Below are 25,643 nucleotides of genomic sequence, written 5' to 3' on the forward strand. Positions count from 1 at the left end.
ACCTAATACCGAATTGGGACGCGGGACCCCAGCCGCACTTTCGTCCTCGCATTGCACACGGTGGCGCGGGTACCGTCGCCGGGGTGAGGGGAGGCGCGGTCGTGCAGTGGCGGGACGGGCGTGGGGAGCTGGTCGTGCGGGGGTTGCCGGACGGAGGCGTCAGCGCCCGGGTGCCGTTGGAGATCGCGACCTCTTATCGGGCGCGGACGCGCGGACTGCTCGGGAGGGAGAGCCTCGAAGGCGCGCTGCTGCTCTCCCCCGCCAACAGCATCCACACCTTCCGCATGCGCATGCCCATCGACGTCGCCTACCTGGACCGGCGGCTCCGCGTCCTCGCCGTGCGCACCATGCCGCCCGGACGGCTGGGACGGCCGCGCGTCCGGGCACGGCACGTCATCGAGGCCGAGGCCGGGGCCATGGAGGGGTGGGGGCTCGGCGTGGGGGCGGTGGTGGAGGTGCGTGCACTTCCCTGAGCCGCTCAGTTCGTGCCGCGAGGGAACGAGATCTCCACCCGCCGGTTCTTCTTCCGGCCCTCCTCCGTCGAGTTGTCGGCGATCGGGTAGTCCTCGCCGTAACCGCGCACCTCGTACGTGAGGTTCGCGTCGCTCAGCTCCTGCTCGAGGATGCCGTGCACCGCGTTGGCCCGCTTGCGGGACAGCACGTCGCCGTGCGCGGACGAACCGAGGTTGTCCGTGAAGCCGAAGACACGGATGCGCGTCGCGTTCTGCGTCTTGATCTCGTTCGCGATGACGGAGATGCGGGCCCTCGCCTGCGCGGAGATCTTGGCGCTGTCCTTGCCGAAGAGGACCTCCGCCTGGAGGGCGAACGTCACGTTCGTGTTGGTGTCCTCGCGGCGCTCGTCCCCGCTCTGGTCCTCGACGACGGACTTGATGTCCAGCACCTTCGGCTCGGCGAGGGTGGCGCCGTCGGGGAGCTTCAGATCGGGGTCGTTGGGGTCCAGTTCCACAGGCGCGGACGCGCTGGCTTCCGTGCCGGGCGGGACGCTCGGTCCGTCGTCGGCCCGGGCCACGGCCGGGCCGGCGGCCAGCAGGGTGGCGACCGTGCCGATGAGTAGGAGGCGCGTGTGTGTCATCCCAGCCTCACCCAGAGATCTGGATGGTGCCGCTGGCGAACATGGGCAACTGGAGGGTCACCTCGGCCGTGTCTGTAGGCGGCGCGGGGAACTGCATGAAGACCGGCACCGACTCACCCGACTTGATTCCGGTGATGCCGGTGGTCGTCAGCGGACGGCCGTCCGTGTCGCGCAGGACGTAGTAGCGCTTCTTGCCCTTGCTGTCGACCAACGTCGCCCCTCCGAGCGAACGGCCGTTACGGATGACCTCGGTCTCGTTGCCGCTCAGTTGCGCGGGCAGGTTCAGCGACTTGTCGCTGTCGTTCTTCAGATTCCCGTTGACCGTGACGAAGCCACCGTCGTCCCGCTCAGCCGAGGTGACCTGGAGGAGCAAGCCATCCGGCCCCCTGAGCTCCGCGAGTGTCTCTGCGGCTTCGTTCTCCTGAGCGCTCGGTGCGGACCCGCGCTCCTGTGATGTGGACGCGGTGCTCTCCGGCTTGCCGTCGTCGTCCCCGCCACCGCCGCAGCCGGCCACGCCCAGGGCCAGTCCGGCCGCAACAACCAGCGCGACGGCCCCGCTGCGGGCCCTCGTCGTGAACCGAACGCTCATACCCTGCATCCTCAGTCACTCGTCGTTAGCTTGTCAGTCGGCCAGGTGAACGTCGAAAAGGTCCTCGGGCTTCGGTAGCAGATCCTTCGGCGCCTCGGGGTCCAGTTCCCAGTCGTCTCCGTCCTTGCAATTGAGCGCCGGAAGCTTCTCCTCTTCGTCGGCTTCCTCACCCTCGGCGGGGAGTTCGAAGCCACAGCGTGGCTCGATCACTGCGCTGGCTGTTGCCCGCGACTTCTTCGTCTCTGTACCGGGCACGATGGAATCGCCGACCGTCTTGTTCGTCTGCACTTCGACCGTGTAGCCGAGGAGACCGTCCCCATCACAGCTCAGGACCGTCGCGTCGTTGGCGGCGGCCAGTTGCTCGGCCCTCCAGCACGAGGGTGTCAGCCCTTCCGCCATACCATCGAAGATGTCCTGCCACTTTTCGGGGTCGAGGAGATTCTCCACCCACGCCCGGGACAGCTGGTCGCGCCTCTCCTGTGCGGCTGCGAGAGCCGCAGCGTCGGCAGCGGTCTGCGCGCCGTTCCGGTTCGCGGCAGCCTGACCGACAGCCAGGTAGGCGAACGCGAGAAAGAGCAGACCTCCCACCACCGTGATGTAGATGGGAAAGGCCTGCCCGGAATCAGCGAAGCGCCGTCGACGGGTCAGATGCCGGTGACCTCGCTGATCTTGTCGGTGATGGCGTTGAAGATCGTCTGCCCGATGTCCGTCCCCGTGATCGCCAGCACAATGGCCACCACCACCGCGATGATCCCCAGGTACTCCACCGCCGTCTGACCCCGGTCGTCGCGGCGGGATGCGCGGGACTGGAGGTACCTGACCGTCGTGTTGATCCAGTTGCCCATGGTGTTCCCCTCCGACTGACGCGGTGGCGGCCTGGGTCCCGGGGCCGCTGTCGACCTCGGCACCGTACGAGGGGTTGGTCAGGCGCCTCAAGGGTCCCGGGGCCCATTTCCGGACCCAAAGGCGGGCCCATCGCGTCGTCGGTGTGCGCCTCACCACCGGCCACCCCCGTCCCGACCCTGACTCCGTTCCTCGCCGCGCCACTTCGCGGCGGCCTCGGCGCGGCTCGTGCTGTGCAGCTTCGCGAAGATGCGGTTGATGTGGTTCTTGACCGTCTTCTCGCTGATGAAGCAGGTGGCGGCGATCTGCTGGTTGCTCATGCCGGACGCGATGAGCTCCATGATCTCCGCCTCCCTCGCGCTCAGCCCGTACGTCGACCTGTCAGACACCGACTGTGCCATATCCGGTTGCAGTTGCGAAAGGTTTTTCGTAGAAGTAGGCCCCGTTGGCGCCCAAGTACCGCCCGATTCACCACCGGAAGCGGAATCCACCGCACCCCCCTCCCGCAATTGCGCCAGCAACCTCCCCGCCGCCGTCGGCGTCAAGTGCGGCCTCCCCCGCCTCGCGTCCCGCACCGCCGTCACCAGCTCGTCCGGCGTGAACTCACCGTGCACCAGATACCCGTTCGCACCCCGGCGCAGTGCCTCGTGGACGATGTCCGACTCCCCGCTGTACGTCAGCATCAGCACCGCCGTCAGCGGCACCAGGTGCGGGAGGGCCGTGAGGCCGTCCACCCCAGGCATGCGGACGTCCAGCAGGACCACGTCGGGACGGTGGGCGAGTGTCGCCTCGTACGCCTCGCGGCCGTCCGCCGCCTCCGCGACGACCTCCAGGCCCTCCCTCCCGGTCAGGAGGGCCGACAACCCCGCGCGCACCACCGGGTTGTCGTCGGCCACGACCACGCGCAGAGGCTCGGGAGGCCGCACCTCCCCGAACGGATTCGCTTCACCGGTCATGGGCGGTCTCCGTCCTCCGTAACGCGAGCGGCCACTCCACACGCACCTCCGTGCCGCGCCCCCGCTCGCCCCGTTCGAAGCTGATGCGCGCCCCGACCGAGGCGGCCCGTTCGGCCATGCCCACCAGGCCGAAGTGGCCCGAGCGGCGCAGCCGGTCGAGGTCGGGGGCGGCGGGGAGGCCGGGCAGGCCCGTGCCGTCGTCGCGGACGCCGACCGTCAGAACGCCGCCCCGCACGCCGGCCCGTACGTCCACCCGGGCCGCCCCCGCGTGACGGTGGGCGTTCTCCATCGCCTCCTCGATGATGGAGAGGAGCTGGCGGGCCACCGCCGGGGGGACCGACGAGGGCCCGTCGCCCTCACCCGTCCTGCTGTACGTCACCGGCGCCCCGCACCTCGCGCGGAAGGCCCGCACCGCACACGCCAGTTCGGCCAGGACGTCCACCTCCCGCCCCGGCTCCCCCTCCCTCCGCAGGTCCGCCAGCAGTTCCCGCGACTCCGCCGCCGCCCTGCGCGCCGACCGTGCCACCAGTTCCGCCTGGCGTTTCACCAGCGTCGGGTCCATGCGGGCGGCCCCCGCCGAGCAGGCCAGGCCGTCCGCCGCCAGGGCGACCCCGTGCAGCGTCTTGGCCACCGAGTCGTGCATCTCCCGCGCCAGACGCGCCCGTTCGGCGTCGACCGCCTCCGTGACCGCGAGGCGGGCCCGGACCGCGGCCAGGGCGCGGGTCGCCTCCCCGAGGTGGAGCATCAGCTTGCGCAGGCTGGAGCCGACCGCCCCCGCGATCACGCACAGGCCGGGCAGGATCAGCGTCTCGGCGGGTTCGGTGTGCGGGTTGTCCAGCGTGGCGTGGACGAGCAGCAGGATCACGCCCTGGAGGGAGGCGAAGACGGCCGCGCCGCGCCAGCCGTAGATGAGGCCGGCGAGCAGGGGTGTGCAGACGCTGACGTAGGCGAGGGTGGTGTCCGGGCCGGCGGAGACCAGCAGCAGGGCGCCGAAGAGGGTGTCCGCCGCGAGGAGCGTGGGGTGGCGCAGGAGGAGAGGGCCGAAGCGCTCCCAGTCGCGGAAGAGGGCGTACGACACCATGAAGGTGACGACGACCGCGATGCCGACCAGGCGTACGCCCCAGCCGGGGCCCGCGTTGAGGAGGGCGGACGGGGCGGCCACGGCGATCATCGCGAGCCGGAAGCCGAAGGCCTGCCGGCACAGGGCCTGGAGGGCGTTCACCTGGAGCTGCGTGTCCGGGACGGTGTCCGTGGCCGGTGCGGCGAGCGGCTCCTGAGCTACGTGAGCGGTATCAGACGCACCCCCCGGGTCCGCCTGAGCTACGTGAGAGGCATCAGACGCACCCCCCGGGCCCGCCTGAGGTACGTGCGCGGCATCAGGCGCACCCCCCGGGCCCTCCGCCCCCGTCACTCCCTGCGGCGTCCGCGCACGCGCCGCCACCGCCGCCACCGCCGCCACCGCCGGGCCCGGCGCCACCGTCGCGCCCGGCGTGACCGGCACGGACGGCCCCGCTCCGGCCCGGTGCCGAACCGCCGGGCCGCGGCGCCGCCGCCACGCCCGTCCTCTCCGTGTCCGAGTCGTCGTCATCGCGCTCCGCCTCCCGTCACTCGCCCGTGAGTGAGCCGAAGTCGGTGCCGGAGCCGAGGATCAGGCCGGCGCCGAGGAGGATCATCGTGGCCGGGACCATGAACGTGGTGATCATCAAGGTGGCCTTGGGGACCGCGCGGGCCGCCTTGCGGCGGGCGTTCTGCGCGTCCGTGCGGCGCATGTCCTTCGCGAGCGCCACCAGTGTGTCGACGATGGGCGCGCCCAGTTCCTCGCCCTGCTGGAGGGCGGTGACGAACATGGCGACCTGTTCCGAGTCGTTGCGGCGGCGCAGCTCGGCGAAGGCCTGCCGGCGGCTCATGCCGAGGTCCATCTGACGCAGGGTGATGCGCAGTTCGTCCGCCCAGGGGCCCTCGTACTGGGAGGAGACGCGTTCCAGGGCCTGCCGGAAGCCGAGTCCCGCGCTGACCACGACGGCGAGGACGTCGAGGAAGTCGGGCAGGGTCCGCTCGATGACGTCCTTGCGGACGCGGATCGCCGACAAGATGCCGACCTCCGTCCAGAACGCGCCGAACGCGAGCAGCAGCAGCGCCACGAACAGCTGGCCGCGCATCAGGAACACCAGGAAGCCGAAGCCGCCGAGGGCGCCGTAGACGGCGCGGCGGGCGGCGTAGCGGTGGATGGTGAGGCCGCCGGGGTTGCCCGCCAGGTCGATCTTGCGGCGGTACCTGGCGACCTGCTTCGGTCCCATGAGGCGCAGCACGGCGGGGGCGTAGCGCATGCCCATGCGGTCGATGAGGGAGTCGACCGCGCCGGTGCGGGTGGAGCCGACCTCCAGGGCGAGCATCAGGTCGCCGGGGAGTTTCGCCTCCGCCCGGTACATGCGGATGCCGGCGAAGATGCCGCACACGGCGAGGGCCATGAGTGCGGCGAGCAGGAGTGCCATGTCGTCGTCCCCTTTCCCGGCTCAGACGTCGATGCGGGACAGGCGGCGGATGAGCAGGAAGCCGACGGCGTAGAGGCCGAAGGCGACGAGGACCGCGATCTGTCCGGCCGTCGATCCGGTCATGCGCTCCAGGGCGCCGTCCTTCACCCCGTTCATCAGGAACAGCGATCCGACGCCGAGCACGGGCACGGCGTACGAGGTCATGCTGACCTGGGAGAGCTGGGTGCGGACCTCGCGCCGGGTCTCCTTGCGTTCCTCCAGCGTCTCGGTGAGGTTGCGCAGGGCGCTCACCACCTGGCCGCCCGCCCGGTTGGCCAGCACCAGCGTGGTGACGAGGACGACGAGTTCGCGGGAGGGGAGCCGGTCGGAGAGTTCGCCGAGGGCGTCGTCCATGGAGGCGCCCACCGCCAGTTGGTCGGCCACCTTGGCGAGTTCCTCGCCGGCCGGGGCCTCCAGCTCCTCCGCGGCGATGCCGATGGCGGTGCGCAGGGCGAGGCCCGCCTGGGTGGCGTTGGCGAGGATGCGGGCCAGCTCGGGGAGCTGGTTGATGAACCGCTCGATGCGCTTCTGCCGCTGCCAGTCGAGGAACTGCACGGCCGCCCACACGCCGAGCAGTCCCGCGATGGGGCCGAAGAAGGGCGCGAGGGCGGCCTGCCCGGCCATCCACAGCGCGGCGACGGCGACGAGCATCGCCACGGAGAACTCACCGGGTGTGACGTCCAGTCCGGTGGCGAGCAGACGCAGCTCCAGCTTGCGTCCGAGGCGGGTGCGGCGCAGCCTGCGGTCCAGCGTGGGGAAGCGGCGCCGGCGGCCGCCGGACGGGAGCTCGCCGGTGGCCGACAGCCGGTCCACCAGGGCCTGCCGCTGCGCCCGTCCGGCCGCGTGGACGTGCACGCCGGCGACCGCGAGGACGCAGGTCAGAAGGGTGACGCCGGTGGTCAGCGTGATCAGGGTCTGCAGCTCCATGGGGGCGGTACCTACCTGGCTTCTCGGGTGGCGAGCTGGTCGGCGGAGTGGGCGATGCCGAACGTCTGCGGCACGGGCTGGCCCGCCATGTAGAGGCGGTCGGCGGTCCGCCGGGGCAGGGGGTGGTGGACGAAGGAGCCGTGGACGCGGCCGTCGTGGGTCATCGGCAGCGCGTCGAAGCGGGCGACCGTGGCCAGCCGGTACGGCTCCCCGCCGTGGCTCTCCAGCAGGGCGATCTCGGTGATGCGGCGGGCGCCGTCGGCGAACCGGCTGAGCTGGACGATCACGTCGACGGCGCTGTTGATCTGGTCGTGCAGGGCGACGAAGGGGATCTCCACGTCGGACATGGAGGCGAGGGTCTGCAGCCGGGTGAGGGCGTCCTCGGCGCTGTTGGCGTGGACGGTGGCGAGTGAGCCGTCGTGGCCGGTGGACATCGCCTGGAGCATGTCCAGGGACTCGCCGCCGCGGACCTCGCCGACGACGATGCGGTCGGGGCGCATCCGGAGGGAGTTGCGGACCAGGTCGCGGATGGTGACGCGGCCCTTGCCCTCGACGTTCGGCGGGCGGGATTCCAGGCGGATGACGTGCGGCTGCTGCAGCTGGAGTTCGGCGGAGTCCTCGATGGTGATGATGCGTTCGCCCTCGGGGATCAGCCCGGACAGGGCGTTGAGGAGGGTCGTCTTGCCGGTGCCGGTGGCGCCGGACACGATGATGTTGAAGCGGGCCTGCACCAGCCCGGCCAGCAGGTACAGCATGGGCTCGTCGAGCGAGCCGAGGCCGATCAGCTCCTGGAGGGTGAAGGAGCGGGGGAAGCGGCGGATGGTGAGGACCGCGCCGGTCAGGGACAGCGGCGGGATGATGACGTTGACGCGCTCCCCTGACGGCAGCCGGGCGTCGACCATGGGGTTGGACTCGTCGACGCGGCGGTTCACGGTGGAGACGATGCGCTCGATGGTCTGCATCAGCTGGTCGTGGGAGGCGAACCGCAGCGGCAGCTGCTCCACCCGGCCGCCCCGCTCGACGAAGACGGCGTCCGGGCCGTTCACCATGATCTCGGTGACGGACGGGTCCTCCAGCAGCGGTTCGAGGATGCCGAGGCCGAGGGCCTCGTCGACGACGCGGCGGATCAGCTGGGAGCGTTCGACCGTCGACAGGACGGGGCCCTCGCGGCTGATGATGTGGCCGAGGACGCGTTCCAGCCGGGCCCGGCGCTCGGCCGGGGACAGCGCGCTCATCTCCGCGAGGTCGATCTCCTCCAGGAGCTTGGCGCGGAAGGACGCGACGAGGTGACCGTCCTCGCCCCGTCCGGTCTTCTCCTCGGGGGAGTTGATGCGTGCCCGCAGGCTCATGAGTGGCTCGCTCCTCGTCGTCCTCGTCCCGGTGCTGGTTCGTCGGGCGCTCCGGTGGTGGGGGGGGTCAGTGGTCGACGGGCATCGTGGCGCTCCTCCCCGCCGATCCGAAGTCCCAGCCGGGCACGATGGACGGGATGTCGACGCGGGCGGTGACGGTGACCTCGTCGCCCCCGCCCGACGTGCCGCAGGAGGTGCCGCCGGCCAGCCAGGAGCTGACGGCGGCGGCGCAGGCGGCCTGGGCGCCCCGGTCCAGGGAGGCGCTGCGGGCGCCCGCGCGGGCGGCGGTGCCGGCCTGCTGGGCGGTGTAGGCGATCAGACCGAGCTGCACCCCGGCCATCGCCACGATCAGCAGGATCGGAAGGAACCCCAGGTACTCGATCGCCACCTGCCCCCGGTCGCGGCCTCCGTCCTCGCGACGGTCCGGCCGGCCGGGTGCGTACGGCGTGTCGGGTCGGTGCGCCATCAGTCCGTCTCCTCCTCGACCGCGCCCGCGTGACCGGTCACGTCGAACGGGAACGACAGGGTGCCGGGGAAGAGGATCGGCACCCTGATCCTCACGTCGGCGGTGACCATGCCGCCGCCCGTCGCGCAGGTCACGGTGGCGCCGCTGCCCCAGGCGCCCGACAGCTTGTCCGTGCCGGCCGCCCGGCAGGCGCCCTGGCGTGCTCCCGGGGACGCGGCCGTCCCGGCGCGGGCCGCCTCGTCGGCGGCGTTCCCGGCGAGGGTGAAGGTGTAGCCGACGAGCACGAGCTGCCACAGCACGACCAGCGTGACGAGGATCGTCGGGGTCATGCCGAGGAACTCGACGGTCACCTGTCCCCGGTCGCGGTGCGGCCCCGTCACCCCCGCCCGCCTGCCGCCGCTCATCCCGTACCGTCCCTGCGCCGCCGGAAGCTGACCGCGCCCCGGTCGCCGCGCAGCCGGCCGCCCTTGTGACCGGTCTGCGCGGCCCGCACCAGGCCGAGTTCGCCGGCCAGCGCCCACATCGCCTGCTTCACGGTGCTCTTCGCCTCCAGTTCGTGCACGCGTCCGGCGTCCACCACCCCCTGGAGTTCCTTGAAGTGGGCGGGGACCGTGGTGGCGGCGACCGCGGTGCCGGTGATCCGCGCGATGAGCGGCGGCTGGATCTCCGTGGACCGGGTGTGCCGGTTGACGACGACCGTGGTCTCCTCCGCCTTGCGGATCTGCAGCCGGTCCCACATCCGCACGGTCCGCTTGGCGCCCCGTACGGCGATGACGTCGGGGGTGGTGACCAGCAGGGCCCGGTCGGCCATCTCCACGGCCGCCGCGCCCGCGCCGCCGAGCTGGGCGCCGCAGTCGACGACGACGACCTCGTAGCGGGAGCGCAGGGCGCCGACGATGTGGCGGGCGGCCCGGTCGGTGACCTCCTCGCCGCGTTCGCCCTCGGCGGGGGCGAGCAGCAGGGCGAGTCCGCTGTCGTGGCGGAAGACGGCGTCGGCGAGGACGCGCGGGGAGATGTCGCTGATCGCGGCGAGGTCGACGACGGACCGGCGGAACTGGACGTCCAGGTAGGAGGCGACGTCGCCGGTCTGGAGGTCCATGTCGACCAGGGCGGTGGTGCGTCCGGAGGTCTGGGCGGCGAGCGCGAGCTGCACGGCGGTGAGGGTCGCGCCGACCCCGCCCTTGGCGCCGCTGACGGTGACGACGGTGCCGCCGGCGCCGGGGACCGGGTCGCCGCCGGCGCCGAGGTGGCGCCGTACGCCGGCCGACCACTGGGCGACCGCGTGGACGCGGCCGGCGAACTCCTCGTAGCTCAGCGGGAGGGCGGCCAGGCCGCGGGCGCCGTGGTCCATGGCGGCCTGGAAGAGGACGGGGCTCGCGTCGGAGGTGACGAGGACGACGCCGACGGCGGGGAAGCGCAGGGCGACCTCACGGATCAGTTCCAGCGCGGGGACGGGGCCGATCCGCTCGTGGACGACGACCACCTCGGGCAGTTCGTCCAGGGACTCGGCGGCCAGCCGGGCAAGGGTGTCGACGAGCTGCGTGGAGTCGGTCACCGGGGCCAGCGGCTCCGCGTCGGGGAGCTGGCCGATCAGGGTGGTGAGGGACCGGACCGCGTCCGCGTCACCGACTGCCGGGAGGATCCTGGTGGACATGCGGGCCTCTCACTTGTCCTGCGCGAGTTCGTACGTCCGGTCCTTCTCGGGGACGCCCGTGTCGCCCCCGGGTCCGACCAGCGCGAGGCGCACCCGCTGGGCGAACGACTCGGCGTAGGTGATGCGCTGGGCGTCGAGGGTGGACAGCGCGAAGGTGATGGGGACGGCGTCGGCGGGCCCGCGGCGGTCGTCCTCGTCGGGCTGGAGGGCGGTGAGCCGGCCGACGTCGAGGACCTGGGCGCCCGTGACGATGATCTTCGACTGGTCGGGGTCGCCCTCGCGCCGCCCTTCGAAGGTGGCGTACACGTTGACCGTGGAGCCGGGGGTGATCTTGCCGGCCACGCCGGTCGCCGCGTCGATCATGATGGCGACCTCCTGCTGGCCCGGCTGGAGGGCGGGCCGGTCCACGATCATGTCGGTCTGCAGCAGCGAGCCCTTGCGCAGGGTGGTGACGGCGATCTTGCCGCGGAGGTCGTCGAGGTCGGTGACGGCGTTCTCCGACAGCCAGCGCTCAGGCATCTCGATCCGCTCGAACTGGTCGGCGCCGAGCGTGGTGTAGGGCGCGATGTCGGCCTTCAGGCGGTAGGCGGCGACCTCGGGGCCGACCTTGGAGCGCACGTCGTTGATGACGGAGAGCACGCCGGCGAACGCGCCGAGGGCGCACAGGACCGACAGGAGGATGAGTATCACGCCGCGGCGCTGACGGGAGTTCATGAACCGTACAACCTCGTTGGGGGGTGGCGGTCGAGCGGGACGGTGCGGGCTCGCGCGGTGGACGGACGGGTCAGGTGCGTCGGGTGAGGGCCGGTCTGGCCTCGGGGGCGGGCGGGGTGGCCGAGCAGAACACGCAGCGGTCGCCGATGACGTCGATGCCGCACCAGTGGCAGGTGCCGCGCCGTACGGACGTGACCAGTTGGTAGAGCACGGACAGGTCGGGCAGGAAGGTGCAGAACTCGACGAGCTTGCCGGTGCCCCACCAGGCGGGCGACTCGGCGGGCGGCGGGACCTCGTGCAGGCCCTGCACGCGCCAGGCGGGCGCCAGGGTGGTGGTGACCCAGTCGGACGGGAGCTGGCCGCGGGCGACGAGCATCCAGGTGCCGAACTCGGGTCCGTCCAGTTTCGCGTCGGGGCCGAGGCGGACGAGTTGCGGCTGGGGGTGGGCGAGGACGGCGAACTGGCTGCCCGGCAGCCAGGACTTGGCGTGCTGCTTGAGGTCGACGGGGACCCGGTCGAGGCGGGCGACGGAGCCCAGCAGCGCCCCGGCGTGCAGGTAGTGGGTGAGCAGCCGGCCGGCCGAGGCGAGCACGCCCGGTCCGATGTCGCAGGAGGCGAGCTGCCGTAACTGGCGGGCCAGTACGGCCACGGCGAGCGGCGGCAGGTCGGGGCGGAACAGGGCTATCCGGTCGCTCTCGAGCAGGGAGCGCAGGGTGTGGAGCCGCCGCAGGACGGGGGCCGGGGTGGCCGGGGAGCACACGACGACGACGTGGCCGTGCGCCTCGACGACGGCCTGGAGTTCGGTCAGCACCTCGTCGAGCGGCCGGCTGTCGACGTCGCGCAGCACGACGGCGGGCAGGGTCCGTTCGTCCTGCGCCGGAAGCGCCATGTCGGCGCCGGTCACGGCAATGGCGGTTGGCACGCGCGGCTCCCCGTTCTCCCCATGCCCGTCGGCCCACCGGGCGTTACTCCGGTGCACCCTCGTGACTTCACTGCGTGACTACCTCAGCACTGTATCCGCGGGTCTGTGACCGGAGAACAGCCTTTGAGCAGCCGAACAGCAACTTCTGGTACTCACAATGCGCCAAATCGGGGCAGGTCGATCATCTCGCCGGTCTCAATACGGCACCGTGCGTGTGGGTTTGGTGCACCCGGCTTGACGCCGGACCCGCCCCTGACCCTCCGGGCCACGCTTCCCACCCGTCCGTCGGCCTACTCACGCACGGGCGCTGCCGTTTCCGGTCTGGACCTATTGACAAGCGGATTGGTCTGGACCACGGTGTGACGCATCAACGGTGGCCACCGTCGCTTCCCTCCCCAACTCCCCCACCGGAGGCCCCAAGTGGACCGCGCACCCCGTACGCCCGGACGCGGCAGACGCCCCTGGGCGGCCGCCCTCGTCTCCGCCCTGGCCCTCGCCCTCCCGCTCGCCGGAGCGGGCCAGGCGACCGCGGCCGACGTCAACAACGCGAAGAACGCCGGGTTCGAGTCGGGCCTGAGCGGCTGGACCTGCACCGCGAACAGCGGCGCCGTCGTCTCCTCCCCCGTGCACGGCGGCGCGGCCGCGCTGAAGGCCACGCCCGCCGGTCAGGACAACGCCCGCTGTTCCCAGACGGTCGCGGTGCGGCCCAACTCCACCTACCGCCTGACCGGGTGGGTGCAGGGCGGCTACTCCTACCTGGGCGTGACCGGCACCGGCACCACGGACGTGTCCACCTGGACGCCGGACTCCTCCGCCTGGAAGCAGCTGTCGACCAGCTTCTCCACCGGCTCGAACACCACGTCGGTGACGGTGTACACCCACGGCTGGTACGGCCAGCAGCCCTACTACGTCGACGACGTGTCCGTCCTCGGGCCCGACGGTGGCGGCGGCGGTGACCCGGAACCGACGGTCCCGGCCACCCCCGGCGGGCTGACCGTCTCCGGCACGACGGCCGGTTCGGTGACGCTGGCGTGGAACGCGGTGTCCGGAGCGACCGGCTACGCCGTCTACCGTGACGGCACCCGGGTGACCGCCGTGACCGGCACCTCGGCGACCGTGACCGGGCTCGCGGCCTCCACGTCGTACAGCTTCCAGGTCGCGGCGACCAACGCGGCGGGCGAGTCCGCGAAGTCGGCGGCGGTGTCCGTGCGCACCCGGGAGGACGGCGGCGGGGGCGGAGACCTGCCCCGGCACGCGGTGACCGGCTACTGGCAGAACTTCAACAACGGCGCGGCCGTGCAGAAGATCTCCGACGTGCCGTCGCAGTACGACATCATCGCGGTCGCCTTCGCCGATGCCACCGGTACCCCGGGCGCCGTCACCTTCAACCTGGACTCGGCGGGCCTGAACGGCTACACCGTCGAGCAGTTCAAGGCGGACGTCCGCGCCAAGCAGGCGGCCGGGAAGAAGGTCATCATCTCGGTGGGCGGCGAGAAGGGCACCGTCGCGGTGAACGACTCGGCCTCCGCGACGAACTTCGCGAACTCGGTGTACGCCGTGATGCAGGAGTACGGCTTCGACGGCGTCGACATCGACCTGGAGAACGGTCTGAACGCGACCTACATGACGCAGGCGCTGCGGTCGCTGTCCGCGAAGGCGGGCCCGTCGATGATCCTGACGATGGCGCCGCAGACCATCGACATGCAGTCGACGTCCAACTCGTACTTCCGGACGGCGCTTAACGTGAAGGACATCCTCACGGTCGTCAACATGCAGTACTACAACAGCGGTTCCATGCTGGGCTGTGACGGCAAGGTCTACAGCCAGGGCTCGGTGGACTTCCTCACCGCGCTGGCCTGCATCCAGCTGGAGAACGGCCTCGACCCGTCCCAGGTGGGCCTCGGCCTGCCGGCCTCCACGCGGGGTGCGGGCAGCGGCTACGTGGCGCCGTCCGTGGTGAACGCCGCCCTGGACTGCCTGACCCGCGGCACCAACTGCGGCTCCTTCAAGCCGTCGAAGACCTACCCGGGCCTGCGCGGCGCCATGACGTGGTCGACCAACTGGGACGCCACGGCGGGCAACGCCTGGTCCAACGCGGTCGGCCCGCACGTCCACGCGCTGCCGTAACCGGCACGTCCCTCCTCCCGACGGCGTCCTGCTCCGGATCAGCTGATCCAGAGCAGGACGCCGTCCCCGTCCCGGGCCGCCGCGCGGAAGTACGGCACCAGGGCCTCGTAGTGGGCGGTCACCTCGTCCAGCGGCTCACCGCGCTCCCAGACGATCGCCGGGTAGATCTCCGCCGCGGCCAGGTCGGCCGGGGTGACGCCCTCGGTGAGCCGGGCGGAGGGCGTGGCGGCGAACGCCTCGGCGGCGGCGCGGACCTGGTCCGGGGTGAGGCAGCGGGGCGGCCCGTAACTCCAGTCGTCCGCCCCGGGTATCTCCTCCTCGCCGAAGACGACGTCCACGGGGAAGCCTGCGCGCCGCAGCAGGAAATCCAAGGCGTACCACATCTTGTCGGTGTCGTGGCGGCGCGCCCGGTCCCACGGCAGCCCCGCGTCCCGCTCCTGCTCGCTCAGCTCCTGGACACGCTCGTACGCCCAGTCCGGGTCGCCGACCGCGCGCTCGAACTCGGCGGCCGTCAGGCGCGCGTACTCCCCGATCATGCCCACGGTGGCTCCCCCACAGGTCGACGGCCGGCGCCGGTGTGCGCCGATGACGCGGTGATCCTGGCAGCGGCCACTGACAACGGACCGGGCGCGCCGAGTCCGCCGCCCCGTGAAACATTTCTCCGGGTCCACCGCATCAACGAGGTGAGAGCGGTTCGGGGAGTACGACGGGGGACGGAATGAGACAACAGCGGAGCGCGGACTACGCGGAGTTCGCCTCCGCGCGGGCGGGACACCTGTACCGGTCCGCGTGCCTGCTCACCGCCGGGGACACGCACCTGGCCGAGGACCTCGTGCAGGAGACCTTCGGCCGGCTGTACGTCCGCTGGGGGCGCGTCTCGCGGGCGGAGAACCCGGCCGCGTACGCGCAGACCGTACTCACCCGGACCTACCTCGCCCACCGACGGCTGCACAGCAGCCGGGAGCGGGCGACCGACACCTTCGCCGACCTGCCGGGCGCCGACGGCGGTGACGCGCCGCTGCGGCTGACGCTGATGGCCGCGCTCGCCCGGCTGCCGGCCAAGGACCGCGCCGTCGTCGTCCTGCGCTACTGGGAGGACCGCTCGGTGGAGCAGACCGCCGACGTGCTGAACGTCAGCTCGGCGGCCGTTCGCACCCGGTGCGTCCGCGCGCTCGGCCGGCTGCGGGAGCTGCTGGGCGAGGACCTCCGCGAGTTCTCCCGGCCCTGACACCGGCCGTTCATCGACCTCATACCTCACACCCGCAGAAAGGTGGGTTCGTCATGCCCCAGAACCAGCACGAGGACCCCTTCGAGGACCGGTTCGCCGCAGCGCTGCGCGACACCGGCCACAGCTTCCGCTCGGACGACCCGGCCGCCCTCGTCGGCAGGGGCGAGGTGCGCGGGCGACGCAAGCAGCTGCTGCGGCGTACGGCCGTGCTGGGCGGGATGACCGGTGTCGCCCTGGTCGGCGTGGGCGCGACGCTGCTCCTGCCGTCCGACGTGCACGACCCCCGGCGGACCTCCGCCGCGGCCGGTCCTGCCGCGACCGCGAGCCCGTCGGCGGCGAGCCCTTCGCCCGCCGCGGCCTTCACGGGCGACGACATCCTGCGCTCGCTCAAGGAACTGCTGCCGCAGGGCACGTACAAGGAGGAACAGGCCCAGGGCGCCGGCTCACTGATGCCCCCGCACGCGCACGTCGTGTTCGACGACGGCAAGGGCGCGGCGGCCCTCGGGCTGAACCTCGACCACGTCGAGCCCGGCAGCGAGCAGGCCCGGCAGCGGGCGACCTGCCCGGACAAGGCACTCGTCAAGTACGACGACTGCACCACCGCCAAGCTGCCCGACGGCTCCCGGCTCGCGCTGTTCCAGGGCTACGAGTACTCGGACCGGCGGGCGGACACCAAGCGCTGGTACGCCGAACTGCTCACGCCCAAGGGGCACCACGTGGTGCTGACCGAGTGGAACGCGCCGGCCGAGAAGGGCGCCCCGGTGTCCCGGCCGCAGCCCCCGCTGTCCGTGCAGCAGCTGAAGGAGGTCGTCACCGCCGCCGTGTGGCCGCGGGTGGTGGACTCCATGCCGTCGCGCCGGGACCGGTCGGCCACCACCGAGGCGCCCTCGCCGGGGATGCGGGGCAAGGCGATCGCCGACACGCTCGCCGGTCTGCTGCCCAAGGAGCTGAACGTGATCGGTGAGGGTGGCGAGGGAACGGAGTACGCCTACCTCGTCGTCGACGACGGCAAGGGCGGGAGCCTCGTCCAGATCAATGTGCAGCCCGGCATGTCGGACGTGGCCGGCACGCTGTTCGAGGACGCCGGGGAACTGGCCGACGGCAGGCTGGTCACCACCCGGCAGTCGCCCGGGGAGAAGGGCGCCGAGGGAGTCGTCATGTGGACGGTGGACACCCTGCGTCCCGACGGACTGCGTGTCGTCGTCAGCGCCTTCAACACGCCCGCGCAGCACCAGGACGCCACACGCGACGCCCCCGCGCTCACCATGGAGCAGCTGCGGGAGATCGCGCTGAGCACGGTGTGGGACGCGGGGGCGTGAGCCGGGTCCGGCGGGGCGTCAGAAGAACTCCGACCACGGCTGGTCCCAGATCTGCTTGACCGCCAGGACCAGGAACAGCAGACCCGCGACCGACAGCATGCCGTTGCTGAGGTACCCGTTGCGCCATTCGCGGGGGGTGCGGGAGGAGTTCAGGAGCCACATCAGGGTGAGGGCGAGGAACGGCATGAAGGCCGCGCCCAGCACGCCGTAGATGATGATCAGACGGAACGGCTCGTCCTGGAAGAGCAGGATCATCGGCGGGAAGGTCAGCCACAGCAGGTACGCCCGGAAGGACCAGGAGCGTTCCCGGCGGCCGGAGGCCAGCTCGTCGGCGCGTGCCTGCCGCTCGCCGCGCCGCCGGGCGAGGAAGTCGGCGAACATCAGGCTCACGCCGTGCCAGACGCCGATCAGCGAGGTGAAGGAGGCGGCGAAGAAGCCGACCAGGAACAGGGTGCCGGTGGTCGTCCCGTAGCGGTCGTCCAGGATGTCGCCGAGCTGGACGAGGCCCTGGTCGCCTCCGGAGATGGCGATGTTCGCCGAGTGCAGCAGCTCCGCGCCGACGAAGAGCATCGCGACGACGAAGATGCCGGTGGTGATGTAGGCGACCCGGTTGTCCAGCCGCATGACCTTCATCCAGCCGCTGTTGGTCCAGCCCTTGGCGTTGACCCAGTAGCCGTAGGCGGCCAGGGTGATGGTGCCGCCGACGCCGCCGATCAGGCCGAGGGTGTTGAGGATGGAGTCCTTCTCGTCGGGCACCACGGGGAGGAGGCCGGCGAAGGCGTCGCCCAGGTTGGGCGTGACGCGGAACGCCAGGTAGACGGTGACCACGAACATGACGCCCACCAGGACGGTCATGACCTTCTCGAACACGGCGTATTTGTTGAACCAGACGAAGACCAGGCCCACCAGGCCGCAGGCGATGCCCCAGTACTCGAGGTCCATCACGCTCGGGAACAGCGCCTGTAGCGGCAGCGCGCTGGACGACATGGCGGCGGCGCCGTAGACGAAGCCCCAGATGACGGCGTAGACGGCGAAGAACCAGGTGGTCCAGGGGCCGAGGCTGGCCCAGCCGTCGAACAGGGTGCGTCCGGTGGACAGATGCCACCGGCCGCACGCCTCCGCGAGGGAGATCTTCACCAGGCAGCCGACGACGGCGGCCCACAGCAGGGTGTAGCCGAAGTTGCTGCCGGCGATGAGAGTGGCCACGAGGTCGCCGGCGCCCACGCCGGTCGCGGCGACGACGATGCCGGGGCCGATGTAGCGCCAACTGGACCGGCGCGGCTGGGGGCCGGGCCCGTCCTTCGCGCCGAGGTCCTGGGTGTTTCCCGTGGTGTCCGCCATGGGGTCAAGAAAGCGGAAGGGTGCCGGTCCCACAAGAGGGCGTGCCGGGATCTTCACCGGTTCCCCCTGGCGGGGCGGCCGGCTCGCCCTCTTGATCTGATCATGTCAGATCCCGACCATGACCGCACCGCACCACGCACGTCGCCATGAACCACCCCACCTCCTCACAAGGAGAATTCATGCGACTCCGTTCCCGTGGCGGACGCCCCGCCGCGCTCGCCGCACTCCTCGCCCTCGCGCTCGCCGCGCCCCTGTCGCTCACCGCCGCCGCCCCGGCCGGCGCCGACGGGGCGCACCGGGCGGCCCCCTCCGCGGACGACATCCGCCAGTACGAGATCCACCGGCACACCACGCCCGTCACCCGTACGGCCATCCAGCAGGCCGGCGTCACCGTGGACGAGGCCGACGAGGAGACCGTGGTCGTCTCCGGCCGCGCCGACCAGATCCGCCGACTCCGCAGCCAGGGCTACGAGATCACCCCGCTGGGCGCGGCCCCCGACCGCTCCACGGCCGCCGACGGACCGCGCCTGTTCGACTTCCCCTCGGCGGACTCCCGCTACCACAACTACGCCGAGATGAACGCGGAGATCGACCAGCGGATCGCGGCCCACCCGTCGATCATGAGCAAGCGCGTGATCGGGAAGTCCTACCAGGGCCGGGACATCGTCGCCGTCAAGGTCAGCGACAACGTCGGCACCGACGAGTCCGAGCCCGAGGTCCTGTTCACCCACCACCAGCACGCCCGCGAGCACCTCACCGTCGAGATGGCCCTGTACCTGCTGCGGGAGCTGGGCGCCGGCTACGGCAGCGACGCCCGGGTCACCAGAATGGTGCAGGAGCGGGAGATCTGGATCGTCCCCGACCTCAACCCGGACGGCGGCGAGTACGACATCGCCACCGGCGCCTACCGCTCCTGGCGCAAGAACCGCCAGCCCAACTCGGGCTCGTCGTACGTCGGCACCGACCTGAACCGCAACTGGGACTACCGCTGGGGCTGCTGCGGCGGCTCATCGGGCAACAAGTCCTCCGAGACGTACCGGGGTTCGGCGCCCGAGTCGGCGCCCGAGGTGAAGGTGGTCGCCGACTTCGTGCGCAGCCGCGTCGTCGGCGGGGTGCAGCAGATCAAGGCCGGCATCGACTTCCACACCTACAGCGAGCTGGTGCTGTGGCCCTTCGGCTACACCTACTCCGACACCACCACCGGGATGACGGCCGACGACCACGCCGCGTTCAAGGCCGTCGGCCAGAAGATGGCCGCGAGCAACGGCTACACGGCCCAGCAGTCCAGCGACCTGTACATCACCGACGGGTCGATCGACGACTACCTCTGGGGCGCCCACAAGATCTTCGGCTACACCTTCGAGATGTACCCGAGGTCGGCGTCCGGCGGCGGGTTCTACCCGCCCGACGAGGTCATCGAGCGGGAGACGTCCCGCAACCGTGACGCCGTCCTCCAGCTCCTGGAGAACGCCGACTGCATGTACCGGGTGATCGGCAAGGAGGGCCAGTACTGCCGTTAGGCGCGGCCGGCCGCCCCGGTCTCGTCCTTCTCGCCGGAGGGGTCGTCCTCCGCCTCGGACTTCTCGTCCTTCGCCTCCGGCGCCTCGGCGCCGTCCTCGAAGTACGCGTCGAGGACCTCGTCCAGGGCGGCGTCCCACTCGGCGAACCGGCGGCGTGAGTCGGCCTCGATCTCGATCGGGTACCAACGCCGGTCGGGGGTGTGGACGGTGACGGTGAACCGCTTGCCGAAGCGGGCCGTCTCCGTCTCCACCGCGCCGATCTCGTCCCAGCGGAACTCGCACTCCTGCTCGTCCAGCTTCAGCCGCACGCCGCGGTGGTCGGCGACGAGGGCGGCTCGGCGGTCGGACGCCTCGAAGGCGGGCCCCGCCGGGGCGGGTTCGGGCTCGTCGTCGTGCTCGGTCTTCTCGGCCTCGGCGGCCGGTGAGTCCTCGGACTCCCCGGTCTCCTCGGCCTCGTCCGGGGCGGCTTCCGTCACGGTGTCGTCGACGGCCCCGTCCTCGCCGTCCGTGCCGGGCGCGTCCTTCGTGTCCTTCGCCTCCTCCTCGCGGCCGGTCGCGGGCGCGGTGAGCCCGGGGATGAAGGCCGGGTCGAACCCGGCGCCCTCCAGGGGCTTGCTGCTGCTCGAACCTATGCGCTGCTCCACACCGCAGGAGTATGGTCGACGATCCTGTGCGCGTCACAGCCAGCCCCGACTTCGTTATCAGACGCCTACACGGGCACCACGCGTCACCGCGCCCGTCGGGGTCACACCACCAGGCTCAGCGCCGCCGCGACCGCGAACCCGGCGACGGACAGCACGCTTTCGAGCACGGTCCACGACTTCAGCGTGTCCCGCTCGCTGATGCCGAAGTACTTGGCGACCATCCAGAATCCGCCGTCGTTGACGTGCGAGGCGAAGATGGAGCCCGCCGAGATGGCCATGATGACGAGCGCGACGAACGCCTGCGAGTGGTCGCCCTCGGAGAGCAGCGGCGCCACGATGCCGGCCGTGGTGACGATGGCGACCGTCGCAGAACCCTGCGCGACCCGCAGCACCACGGAGATCAGGTACGACAGCACGATGACCGGCAGACCGACGTCGTTGAAGGTGTCCGAGAGCGCCTGCGCGACCCCGCTGCCCTTGAGGACGGCTCCGAAGACGCCGCCCGCTCCGACCACCAGCAGGATGTTTCCGACCGGCTTGAGGGACGACGTGGACACGGTCTCCAGGGACTTGCGGGACCAGCCGCGCCGGATGCCCAGCAGGTAGTACGCGAGGAACAGGGCGAGGGTGAGGGCCACGAACGGGTGGCCGAAGAACTCGACGACCGAGCGCAGGGTGGACGGGTCCAGCGCGATGGACGAGAAGGTCGCCGCGAGGATGAGGAGCAGCGGCGTGCCGATGATGCCGAGGACCGTGCCGAGCGGCACCGGCGTCTCACGTGGTTCGACGCCCGACGCGCGCTGTTCGGCGGCGACGGCGTCCTTGGCCTCCTGCGCCGCCTCCACCATGTCCTGCGGGACGGCGACGAAGACGCGCTTGCCGATCCACGCGGAGTAGACCCACGCGGCGACGACGGCGGGGATGCCGCAGACGACGCCCATGAGGATGACCCAGCCGAGGTCGACCTGGAGCAGTCCGGCGGCGGCGACCGGGCCCGGGTGCGGGGGCAGGAAGGCGTGGGTGACGGAGAGACCGGCGAGGAGGGGGAGGCAGTAGAGCAGGATCGACTTGCCGGAGCGCTTGGCCGCCGCGTAGACGATCGGGGCGAGGACGAAGATGCCGACGTCGAAGAAGACCGGGATGCCGAAGATGAGGCCGGTCATGCCCATCGCCAGGGGCGCGCGCTTCTCGCCGAACAGCCCGAGCAGCCGGGACGCCAGTACCTCGGCGCCGCCGCTGACTTCGAGGATCGCGCCGAGCATGGTGCCCAGGCCGATGATGATCGCGACATGGCCGAGGATGCCGCCCATCCCGGACTCGATGGTGGACACCGCGTCGGACTTCTGCACGGTGCCGAAGAGTTCGGTGACCGACAGTCCCGCGAGCAGGCCGACGGCTATGGAGACGCCGAGCAGCGCGACGAACGGCTGGAGGCGGACCTTGATGATCAGGAAGAGCAGCAGGGCGATGCCGATGGCGGCCACGGTGAGCAGGCCCGCGGTGCCGTCGATCAGGAGGAGCAGTCCTCCGGTGTGCGGTGGTGTCTCGGGCGCGGAGGCGGCGAGCGGGAGGGACGGATGGGACATCGGGCGGTCCTCTGGGTAAGGGCATGGGGCTTTCGGGCAGGGGGGATCCCGGCACGGCGTCCCGGGGTTTGGGGCGCCGTGCCGTGACCACGTGCGGTGTGCGGGTGGTGAGGCGGCTCAGCCGAGGACGGCGAGCGCGTCGATCTCGATGAGGAGTCCGGCGGGGAGACCGACGTAGACGGTCGTGCGGGCGGCCGGGGGCTGGGTGAGACCCTGCTCCTCGAAGTAGGTGTTGTAGAGGTCGTTCATCTCCGCGAAGTGGTCCACGTCCGTGAGGTAGACGCGGATCATCATCACGTCGTCCCAGCTCGCGCCGCCCTCCTCGAGGATCGCCTTGACGTTGGCGAGGGTCTGGAGGGTCTGCTCGCGCAGGGTGGGACCGGCGGGTGTCGGCGGCTTGCCCTCCTCGGCGGGCAGGAAGCCGACCTGGCCGGCGACCTGGAGGATGTTGCCCTTGCGGACGCCGTGCGAGAACTTCGCGGGCGGGGTGGTGTGGGTCTTCGGGGTCAGCGCGACTTTCTCGGTCATGCGGGGGATGTCCTTACTTCGGTTCTGCCGGGGTACGGCCGGAGTACTCGCCGCTGATGGCGTCCGCGGTACGGCGCACCAGCGGGAGCAGGGTGAGGAGCTCGTCGGCGGTGACGACGACGTTCGGCGCGGAGACCGACATCGCGGCGACCACCCGGCCGTCGGCGCCGCGGATCGGCGCGGCGACGCAGTTGATGGACTCCTCGTGGCCGCCGAGGTCGGTGGCCCAGCCCTGTTCGCGCACCTTGGCCAGCTCCTGGAGGAACGCGGCCGCGTGGGGCGTCGAACGGGGCGTGTACATGGGGTAGTCGAGCTTCTCCGCGAGGGCGCGGCGCTCGTGTTCGGGCAGGTCGGCGAGGAGCAGCTTGGCCACGGCGGCGACGGTGATGGCGACGGGCTTGCCGATGCGGGAGTACATCCGCACGGGGTAGCGGCTCTCGACCTTGTCGATGTAGAGGACCTCGTTCTCCTCGTACACGGCGAGGTGGACCGTGTGCCCGCACTGCTCGTTGAGGCGTACGAGGTGGGCGTGGGCGATCTCGCGCACGTCGAGGTTCTCCATCGCCTCCTGGGCGAGGGCGAAGAGGCGGGCGCCGAGGCGGTAGCGCTGGTCGGACTGGCGGTAGACCAGGCCGTGCTCGTGCAGGGTGCGGAGCAGGCGCAGGGCCGTGGACTTGTGCACGCCGAGGCGGTCGGCGACCTGTCCGAGGTCGGCCGGGCCCTCCGCGAGCAGCGGAAGGATGCTCAGGGCGCGGTCTACGGTCTGGCTCATGGGGTGCGTGCCTCCTCTGCGGCCTCTGCGTCGGCTGCTGTCCAGCCGGGGCCGAGTCGCAGTCTCCCCCACGCGGGGTCGTCGAGGGCGGCGAGACGGTCGGCGAGGGGCCGGGGCGGGGGCGGGGCGAGGTCGCCGGGGGTGGTGAGGGCGGCGGCGGCGGTGAGGTGGCCGTGGCGCAGGCGTGCCGTCAACGGCAGGCCGCGCAACGTTGCGGAGAGAAAGCCTGCCGCGAAGGCGTCGCCTGCGCCGGTTGTCGCGACTACGTCGACTTTCAGGGCGGGGGCCGTTGCGGCTGGGCGGGGGGTGGTGTCGCAGCCCGGCGATGGCGGGGTGCCGTCCGCGCCCGCCCGTGCCGCCCCAGCGGCACGATCGCCCGCGGAGGGGCGGTAGAAGGCGACCGCCCTTACAGCGCCCTGCTTGACCACCAGCACCTCCGGTTCGGGCAGGGCCTCTCGAATGGCGACCGGGCCGCCCGTGATGTCCCAGGCCTCCTCCGCCTCGTCCTCGCCCACGAAGACGATGTCCGCCCTGCGGGCCAGATCCAGCAGCACCTCCGGGCCGTACACCTCCCCCCACAGTCCCGGGCGGTGGTTCACGTCGAAGGAGATCAACGGGCGGCCCGGGCGGGGGGTGGTCAGCTCACGCATCAGGTCCAGGCAGTCCGGGGACAGCGCCGCCGTGATGCCCGACAGGTGCAGGACCCGTCCGGCGCGCACCGCGGCCAGGTCCACGCCGGTCGGCGACATCGCCGACGCTGCCGAGCCCGCCCGGTAGTAGGCGACCTCGTGGGCGTCGTCCGCGCGGTCGCCGGCCGTGCGGAAGTAGACGCCGGTGGGGCGGTCAGGGTCGCGGCGGACGTGCGACACGTCGACGCCGTACGCGCCGATCGCCTCGACGAGGTGGTCGCCGAAGCCGTCCGCGCCGACGCGGCTGACCCAGCGTGTGGTGTGGCCGGCCGCCGCGAGCGCGCACGCCACGTTGGACTCCGCGCCGCCGATCGACCGGTGGAAGGAGGGGACGTCGGCGAGGCGGCCGGGCCGGGCCGGCAGGAACGTCACCATGGACTCGCCGAGCGCGACGACGTCCACGACGTCGGGGGCGTTGCCGGTTCCGGTGACGGTCACGATGGCGGGGCTCCTCGTCGGGGCGTGGGGTGCGGTGTCCGTTGACCGCGTGTGGCGGAGATGTTAGACAGCGGTGAGCGATATACGCAATGAGTGTTGCACTAAATGCAACGCACCTGATCAGGGAGGCTGTCATGGTCCTCGATGCTCTCGCCCGCCTCGCCGAGGAACGGGTCGGCCACCGCTTCAAGGGCCTCCCGCCGGACGCCGCGGACCTCACGGTCGGCGAGCTGGCCGCACAGCGCCGGAACCTCTTCACCGACGGCTTCACCACCCCCGTGCTCGCGCTGTCCGCCGAGCGTCTGGAGCACAACCTGGCGGCGCTGGAGACGTACGCGGAGCTGCACGGGCTGGCGTTCGCGCCGCACGGCAAGACCTCCATGGCGCCGCAGCTCTTCCACCGCCAGATCGGGCGGGGCGCGTGGGGCATCACGCTCGCCGTCCCCCACCAGGTGCGCGTGGCGCGGGAGTTCGGCGTCGAGCGGGTCTTCCTGGCGAACGAGCTGGTGGACGCGGCGGCCCTGCGCTGGGTCGCCGCCGAGCAGGACGCCGACCCGGCGTTCCGGTTCGTCTGCTACGTCGACTCCGTGCGCGGGGTGGAGCTGATGGACGCGGCGCTGGACGAGGCGTCCCGGCCCGTGGACGTCGTGGTCGAACTGGCCGCCGGCGAGGGCGCGCGCACGGGAGTGCGGACGGAGGCGGAGTGCGCGGCCGTCGCCGACGCCGTGGCCGGGTCGCGGGCGCTGCGGCTGGTCGGGGTCGCCGGATACGAGGGCGAGGTGCCTCAGGCCGACCCGGAGCGGGTGCGGGCCTGGCTGCGGCGGATGGTGGCGCTGGCCGTGGACTTCGACAAGGCGGGCAGGTTCGCGGGGCTGGACGAGATCGTGGTGAGCGCGGGCGGCAGCGCCTGGTTCGACGCGGTGGCGGACGTCTTCGCGGAGGTGCCGGAGCTGTCGGCGCCGGTGCTGAAGCTGCTGCGGTCCGGGGCGTACGTGTCGCACGACGACGGGCACTACCAGCGGCTGACCCCGTTCAACCGGGTGCCGGGCGAGGGCGGTCTGGAGCCGGCGTTCCGGCTGTGGACGCAGGTGGTGTCGCGGCCGTCGGCGGAGCAGGCGTTCACCAACGCGGGCAAGCGGGACGCCGCGTACGACCTGGATCTGCCGGTGGCCCGGGTGGTCCGCCGGGACGGGGCGGAGCAGCCGGCCACGGGGGTCGAGGTGACCGGTCTGTCCGACCAGCACGCGTGGCTGCGCACCTCTTCGGAGGCGGACCTGGAGGTGGGAGACTGGGTGGGCCTCGGTCTGTCGCACCCCTGCACGTCCTTCGACAAGTGGGCGCTGATCCCCGTGGCGGAGGCGGACGGCACGGTCGTCGACTACATCCGTACCTTCTTCTAGGAGGCAG

Annotated in this window: 27 protein-coding genes; 6 read left to right on the forward strand and 21 right to left on the reverse strand. The window is 71.7% G+C overall.

Annotated elements, in window-relative coordinates:
• The first annotated feature begins 83 nt into the window (after nucleotides 1–83).
• On the forward strand, nucleotides 84–473 hold the full coding sequence (locus ACF1AG_RS10405) for a DUF192 domain-containing protein (protein ID WP_391809598.1): 390 nt from the start codon (nucleotides 84–86) through the stop codon (nucleotides 471–473).
• Between the two features lie 5 nt (nucleotides 474–478).
• On the opposite strand, the gene ACF1AG_RS10410 is transcribed toward ACF1AG_RS10405, so the two are convergent.
• From ACF1AG_RS10410 to ACF1AG_RS10475, 14 genes are all read right to left on the reverse strand, one after another.
• Nucleotides 479–1,093 (reverse strand): OmpA family protein, encoded by a 615-nt coding sequence (locus ACF1AG_RS10410; RefSeq protein WP_359604407.1) that lies wholly within the window; start codon nucleotides 1,091–1,093, stop codon nucleotides 479–481.
• 7 nt (nucleotides 1,094–1,100) lie between these two features.
• Nucleotides 1,101–1,682, reverse strand: coding sequence for a hypothetical protein (locus tag ACF1AG_RS10415; RefSeq protein WP_391809599.1), 582 nt, complete (start codon nucleotides 1,680–1,682; stop codon nucleotides 1,101–1,103).
• 33 nt (nucleotides 1,683–1,715) lie between these two features.
• Complete coding sequence (locus tag ACF1AG_RS10420; RefSeq protein ID WP_391809683.1) at nucleotides 1,716–2,330, reverse strand: pilus assembly protein TadG-related protein; 615 nt, start codon at nucleotides 2,328–2,330, stop codon at nucleotides 1,716–1,718.
• Nucleotides 2,327–2,527: a Flp family type IVb pilin gene (locus ACF1AG_RS10425; RefSeq protein WP_048455871.1), complete on the reverse strand. Its 201-nt coding sequence runs from the start codon at nucleotides 2,525–2,527 to the stop codon at nucleotides 2,327–2,329. The genes ACF1AG_RS10420 and ACF1AG_RS10425 overlap by 4 nt, the downstream gene beginning before the upstream one ends.
• 150 nt (nucleotides 2,528–2,677) lie before the next feature.
• Entirely contained in the window at nucleotides 2,678–3,481 is an 804-nt protein-coding gene (locus ACF1AG_RS10430; RefSeq protein WP_391809600.1) for a response regulator, read from the reverse strand.
• Nucleotides 3,471–4,652, reverse strand: a complete 1,182-nt coding sequence (locus ACF1AG_RS10435) for a sensor histidine kinase (RefSeq protein ID WP_391809684.1) — start codon at nucleotides 4,650–4,652, stop codon at nucleotides 3,471–3,473. The genes ACF1AG_RS10430 and ACF1AG_RS10435 overlap by 11 nt, the downstream gene beginning before the upstream one ends.
• A gap of 433 nt (nucleotides 4,653–5,085) precedes the next feature.
• Entirely contained in the window at nucleotides 5,086–5,973 is an 888-nt protein-coding gene (locus ACF1AG_RS10440) for a DUF5936 domain-containing protein (RefSeq protein WP_391809601.1), read from the reverse strand.
• A 21-nt stretch (nucleotides 5,974–5,994) separates the two neighbouring features.
• Nucleotides 5,995–6,939, reverse strand: a complete 945-nt coding sequence (locus ACF1AG_RS10445; RefSeq protein ID WP_391809602.1) for a type II secretion system F family protein — start codon at nucleotides 6,937–6,939, stop codon at nucleotides 5,995–5,997.
• Nucleotides 6,940–6,950: 11 nt separating this feature from the next.
• Nucleotides 6,951–8,288: a CpaF family protein gene (locus ACF1AG_RS10450; protein WP_359748439.1), complete on the reverse strand. Its 1,338-nt coding sequence runs from the start codon at nucleotides 8,286–8,288 to the stop codon at nucleotides 6,951–6,953.
• Between the two features lie 67 nt (nucleotides 8,289–8,355).
• Entirely contained in the window at nucleotides 8,356–8,754 is a 399-nt protein-coding gene (locus ACF1AG_RS10455) for a TadE/TadG family type IV pilus assembly protein (protein ID WP_359748441.1), read from the reverse strand.
• Nucleotides 8,754–9,158: a TadE/TadG family type IV pilus assembly protein gene (locus ACF1AG_RS10460; RefSeq protein WP_359604391.1), complete on the reverse strand. Its 405-nt coding sequence runs from the start codon at nucleotides 9,156–9,158 to the stop codon at nucleotides 8,754–8,756. The genes ACF1AG_RS10455 and ACF1AG_RS10460 overlap by 1 nt, the downstream gene beginning before the upstream one ends.
• Complete coding sequence (locus ACF1AG_RS10465) at nucleotides 9,155–10,408, reverse strand: AAA family ATPase (protein ID WP_359604389.1); 1,254 nt, start codon at nucleotides 10,406–10,408, stop codon at nucleotides 9,155–9,157. Before ACF1AG_RS10465 ends, ACF1AG_RS10460 begins: the two co-directional genes overlap by 4 nt.
• Nucleotides 10,409–10,417: 9 nt before the next feature.
• Nucleotides 10,418–11,122, reverse strand: a complete 705-nt coding sequence (gene cpaB, locus ACF1AG_RS10470; RefSeq protein ID WP_391809603.1) for a Flp pilus assembly protein CpaB — start codon at nucleotides 11,120–11,122, stop codon at nucleotides 10,418–10,420.
• Between the two features lie 70 nt (nucleotides 11,123–11,192).
• On the reverse strand, nucleotides 11,193–12,026 hold the full coding sequence (locus ACF1AG_RS10475) for a hypothetical protein (protein ID WP_359604423.1): 834 nt from the start codon (nucleotides 12,024–12,026) through the stop codon (nucleotides 11,193–11,195).
• A gap of 438 nt (nucleotides 12,027–12,464) precedes the next feature.
• On the opposite strand from ACF1AG_RS10475, the gene ACF1AG_RS10480 reads away from it, so the two are divergent.
• Entirely contained in the window at nucleotides 12,465–14,171 is a 1,707-nt protein-coding gene (locus ACF1AG_RS10480) for a glycoside hydrolase family 18 protein (RefSeq protein ID WP_359604385.1), read from the forward strand.
• A 38-nt stretch (nucleotides 14,172–14,209) separates the two neighbouring features.
• Here the strand turns inward: ACF1AG_RS10480 and ACF1AG_RS10485 are convergent, their stop codons facing one another.
• Entirely contained in the window at nucleotides 14,210–14,713 is a 504-nt protein-coding gene (locus ACF1AG_RS10485; RefSeq protein WP_387794930.1) for a YfbM family protein, read from the reverse strand.
• 176 nt (nucleotides 14,714–14,889) lie between these two features.
• Here ACF1AG_RS10485 and ACF1AG_RS10490 point away from each other — a divergent pair, with 176 nt between their 5' ends.
• Nucleotides 14,890–15,399: a SigE family RNA polymerase sigma factor gene (locus ACF1AG_RS10490; RefSeq protein WP_359601566.1), complete on the forward strand. Its 510-nt coding sequence runs from the start codon at nucleotides 14,890–14,892 to the stop codon at nucleotides 15,397–15,399.
• 53 nt (nucleotides 15,400–15,452) lie between these two features.
• Nucleotides 15,453–16,718 (forward strand): hypothetical protein, encoded by a 1,266-nt coding sequence (locus ACF1AG_RS10495; RefSeq protein ID WP_359601567.1) that lies wholly within the window; start codon nucleotides 15,453–15,455, stop codon nucleotides 16,716–16,718.
• An 18-nt stretch (nucleotides 16,719–16,736) separates the two neighbouring features.
• Here ACF1AG_RS10495 and ACF1AG_RS10500 read toward each other — a convergent pair whose 3' ends face one another.
• Nucleotides 16,737–18,059, reverse strand: a complete 1,323-nt coding sequence (locus ACF1AG_RS10500; protein WP_359601568.1) for an Nramp family divalent metal transporter — start codon at nucleotides 18,057–18,059, stop codon at nucleotides 16,737–16,739.
• Between the two features lie 179 nt (nucleotides 18,060–18,238).
• Here ACF1AG_RS10500 and ACF1AG_RS10505 point away from each other — a divergent pair, with 179 nt between their 5' ends.
• Complete coding sequence (locus tag ACF1AG_RS10505; protein ID WP_359601569.1) at nucleotides 18,239–19,579, forward strand: M14 family metallopeptidase; 1,341 nt, start codon at nucleotides 18,239–18,241, stop codon at nucleotides 19,577–19,579.
• Here ACF1AG_RS10505 and ACF1AG_RS10510 read toward each other — a convergent pair.
• The 5 genes from ACF1AG_RS10510 to ACF1AG_RS10530 form a co-directional block, all read right to left on the reverse strand.
• Nucleotides 19,576–20,223 carry a hypothetical protein gene (locus ACF1AG_RS10510; protein ID WP_359601570.1) on the reverse strand — a complete coding sequence of 216 codons (648 nt, stop codon included), beginning with the start codon at nucleotides 20,221–20,223 and terminating at the stop codon, nucleotides 19,576–19,578. The two genes, ACF1AG_RS10505 and ACF1AG_RS10510, sit on opposite strands and share 4 nt — an antisense overlap.
• Before the next feature lie 101 nt (nucleotides 20,224–20,324).
• Entirely contained in the window at nucleotides 20,325–21,809 is a 1,485-nt protein-coding gene (locus ACF1AG_RS10515) for a GntP family permease (RefSeq protein WP_391809604.1), read from the reverse strand.
• A 117-nt stretch (nucleotides 21,810–21,926) separates the two neighbouring features.
• Complete coding sequence (locus ACF1AG_RS10520; RefSeq protein WP_033272231.1) at nucleotides 21,927–22,337, reverse strand: RidA family protein; 411 nt, start codon at nucleotides 22,335–22,337, stop codon at nucleotides 21,927–21,929.
• A gap of 13 nt (nucleotides 22,338–22,350) precedes the next feature.
• Nucleotides 22,351–23,109 (reverse strand): IclR family transcriptional regulator, encoded by a 759-nt coding sequence (locus ACF1AG_RS10525; RefSeq protein ID WP_019522387.1) that lies wholly within the window; start codon nucleotides 23,107–23,109, stop codon nucleotides 22,351–22,353.
• Entirely contained in the window at nucleotides 23,106–24,236 is a 1,131-nt protein-coding gene (locus tag ACF1AG_RS10530) for a sugar kinase (RefSeq protein ID WP_387794934.1), read from the reverse strand. Before ACF1AG_RS10530 ends, ACF1AG_RS10525 begins: the two co-directional genes overlap by 4 nt.
• A gap of 134 nt (nucleotides 24,237–24,370) precedes the next feature.
• On the opposite strand from ACF1AG_RS10530, the gene ACF1AG_RS10535 reads away from it, so the two are divergent.
• Nucleotides 24,371–25,636, forward strand: coding sequence for an amino acid deaminase (locus ACF1AG_RS10535; protein WP_391809605.1), 1,266 nt, complete (start codon nucleotides 24,371–24,373; stop codon nucleotides 25,634–25,636).
• Nucleotides 25,637–25,643 lie beyond the last annotated feature (7 nt).

The sequence above is a fragment of the Streptomyces sp. NPDC014764 genome, from assembly GCF_043082785.1.
GTDB lineage: Bacteria > Actinomycetota > Actinomycetes > Streptomycetales > Streptomycetaceae > Streptomyces > Streptomyces althioticus.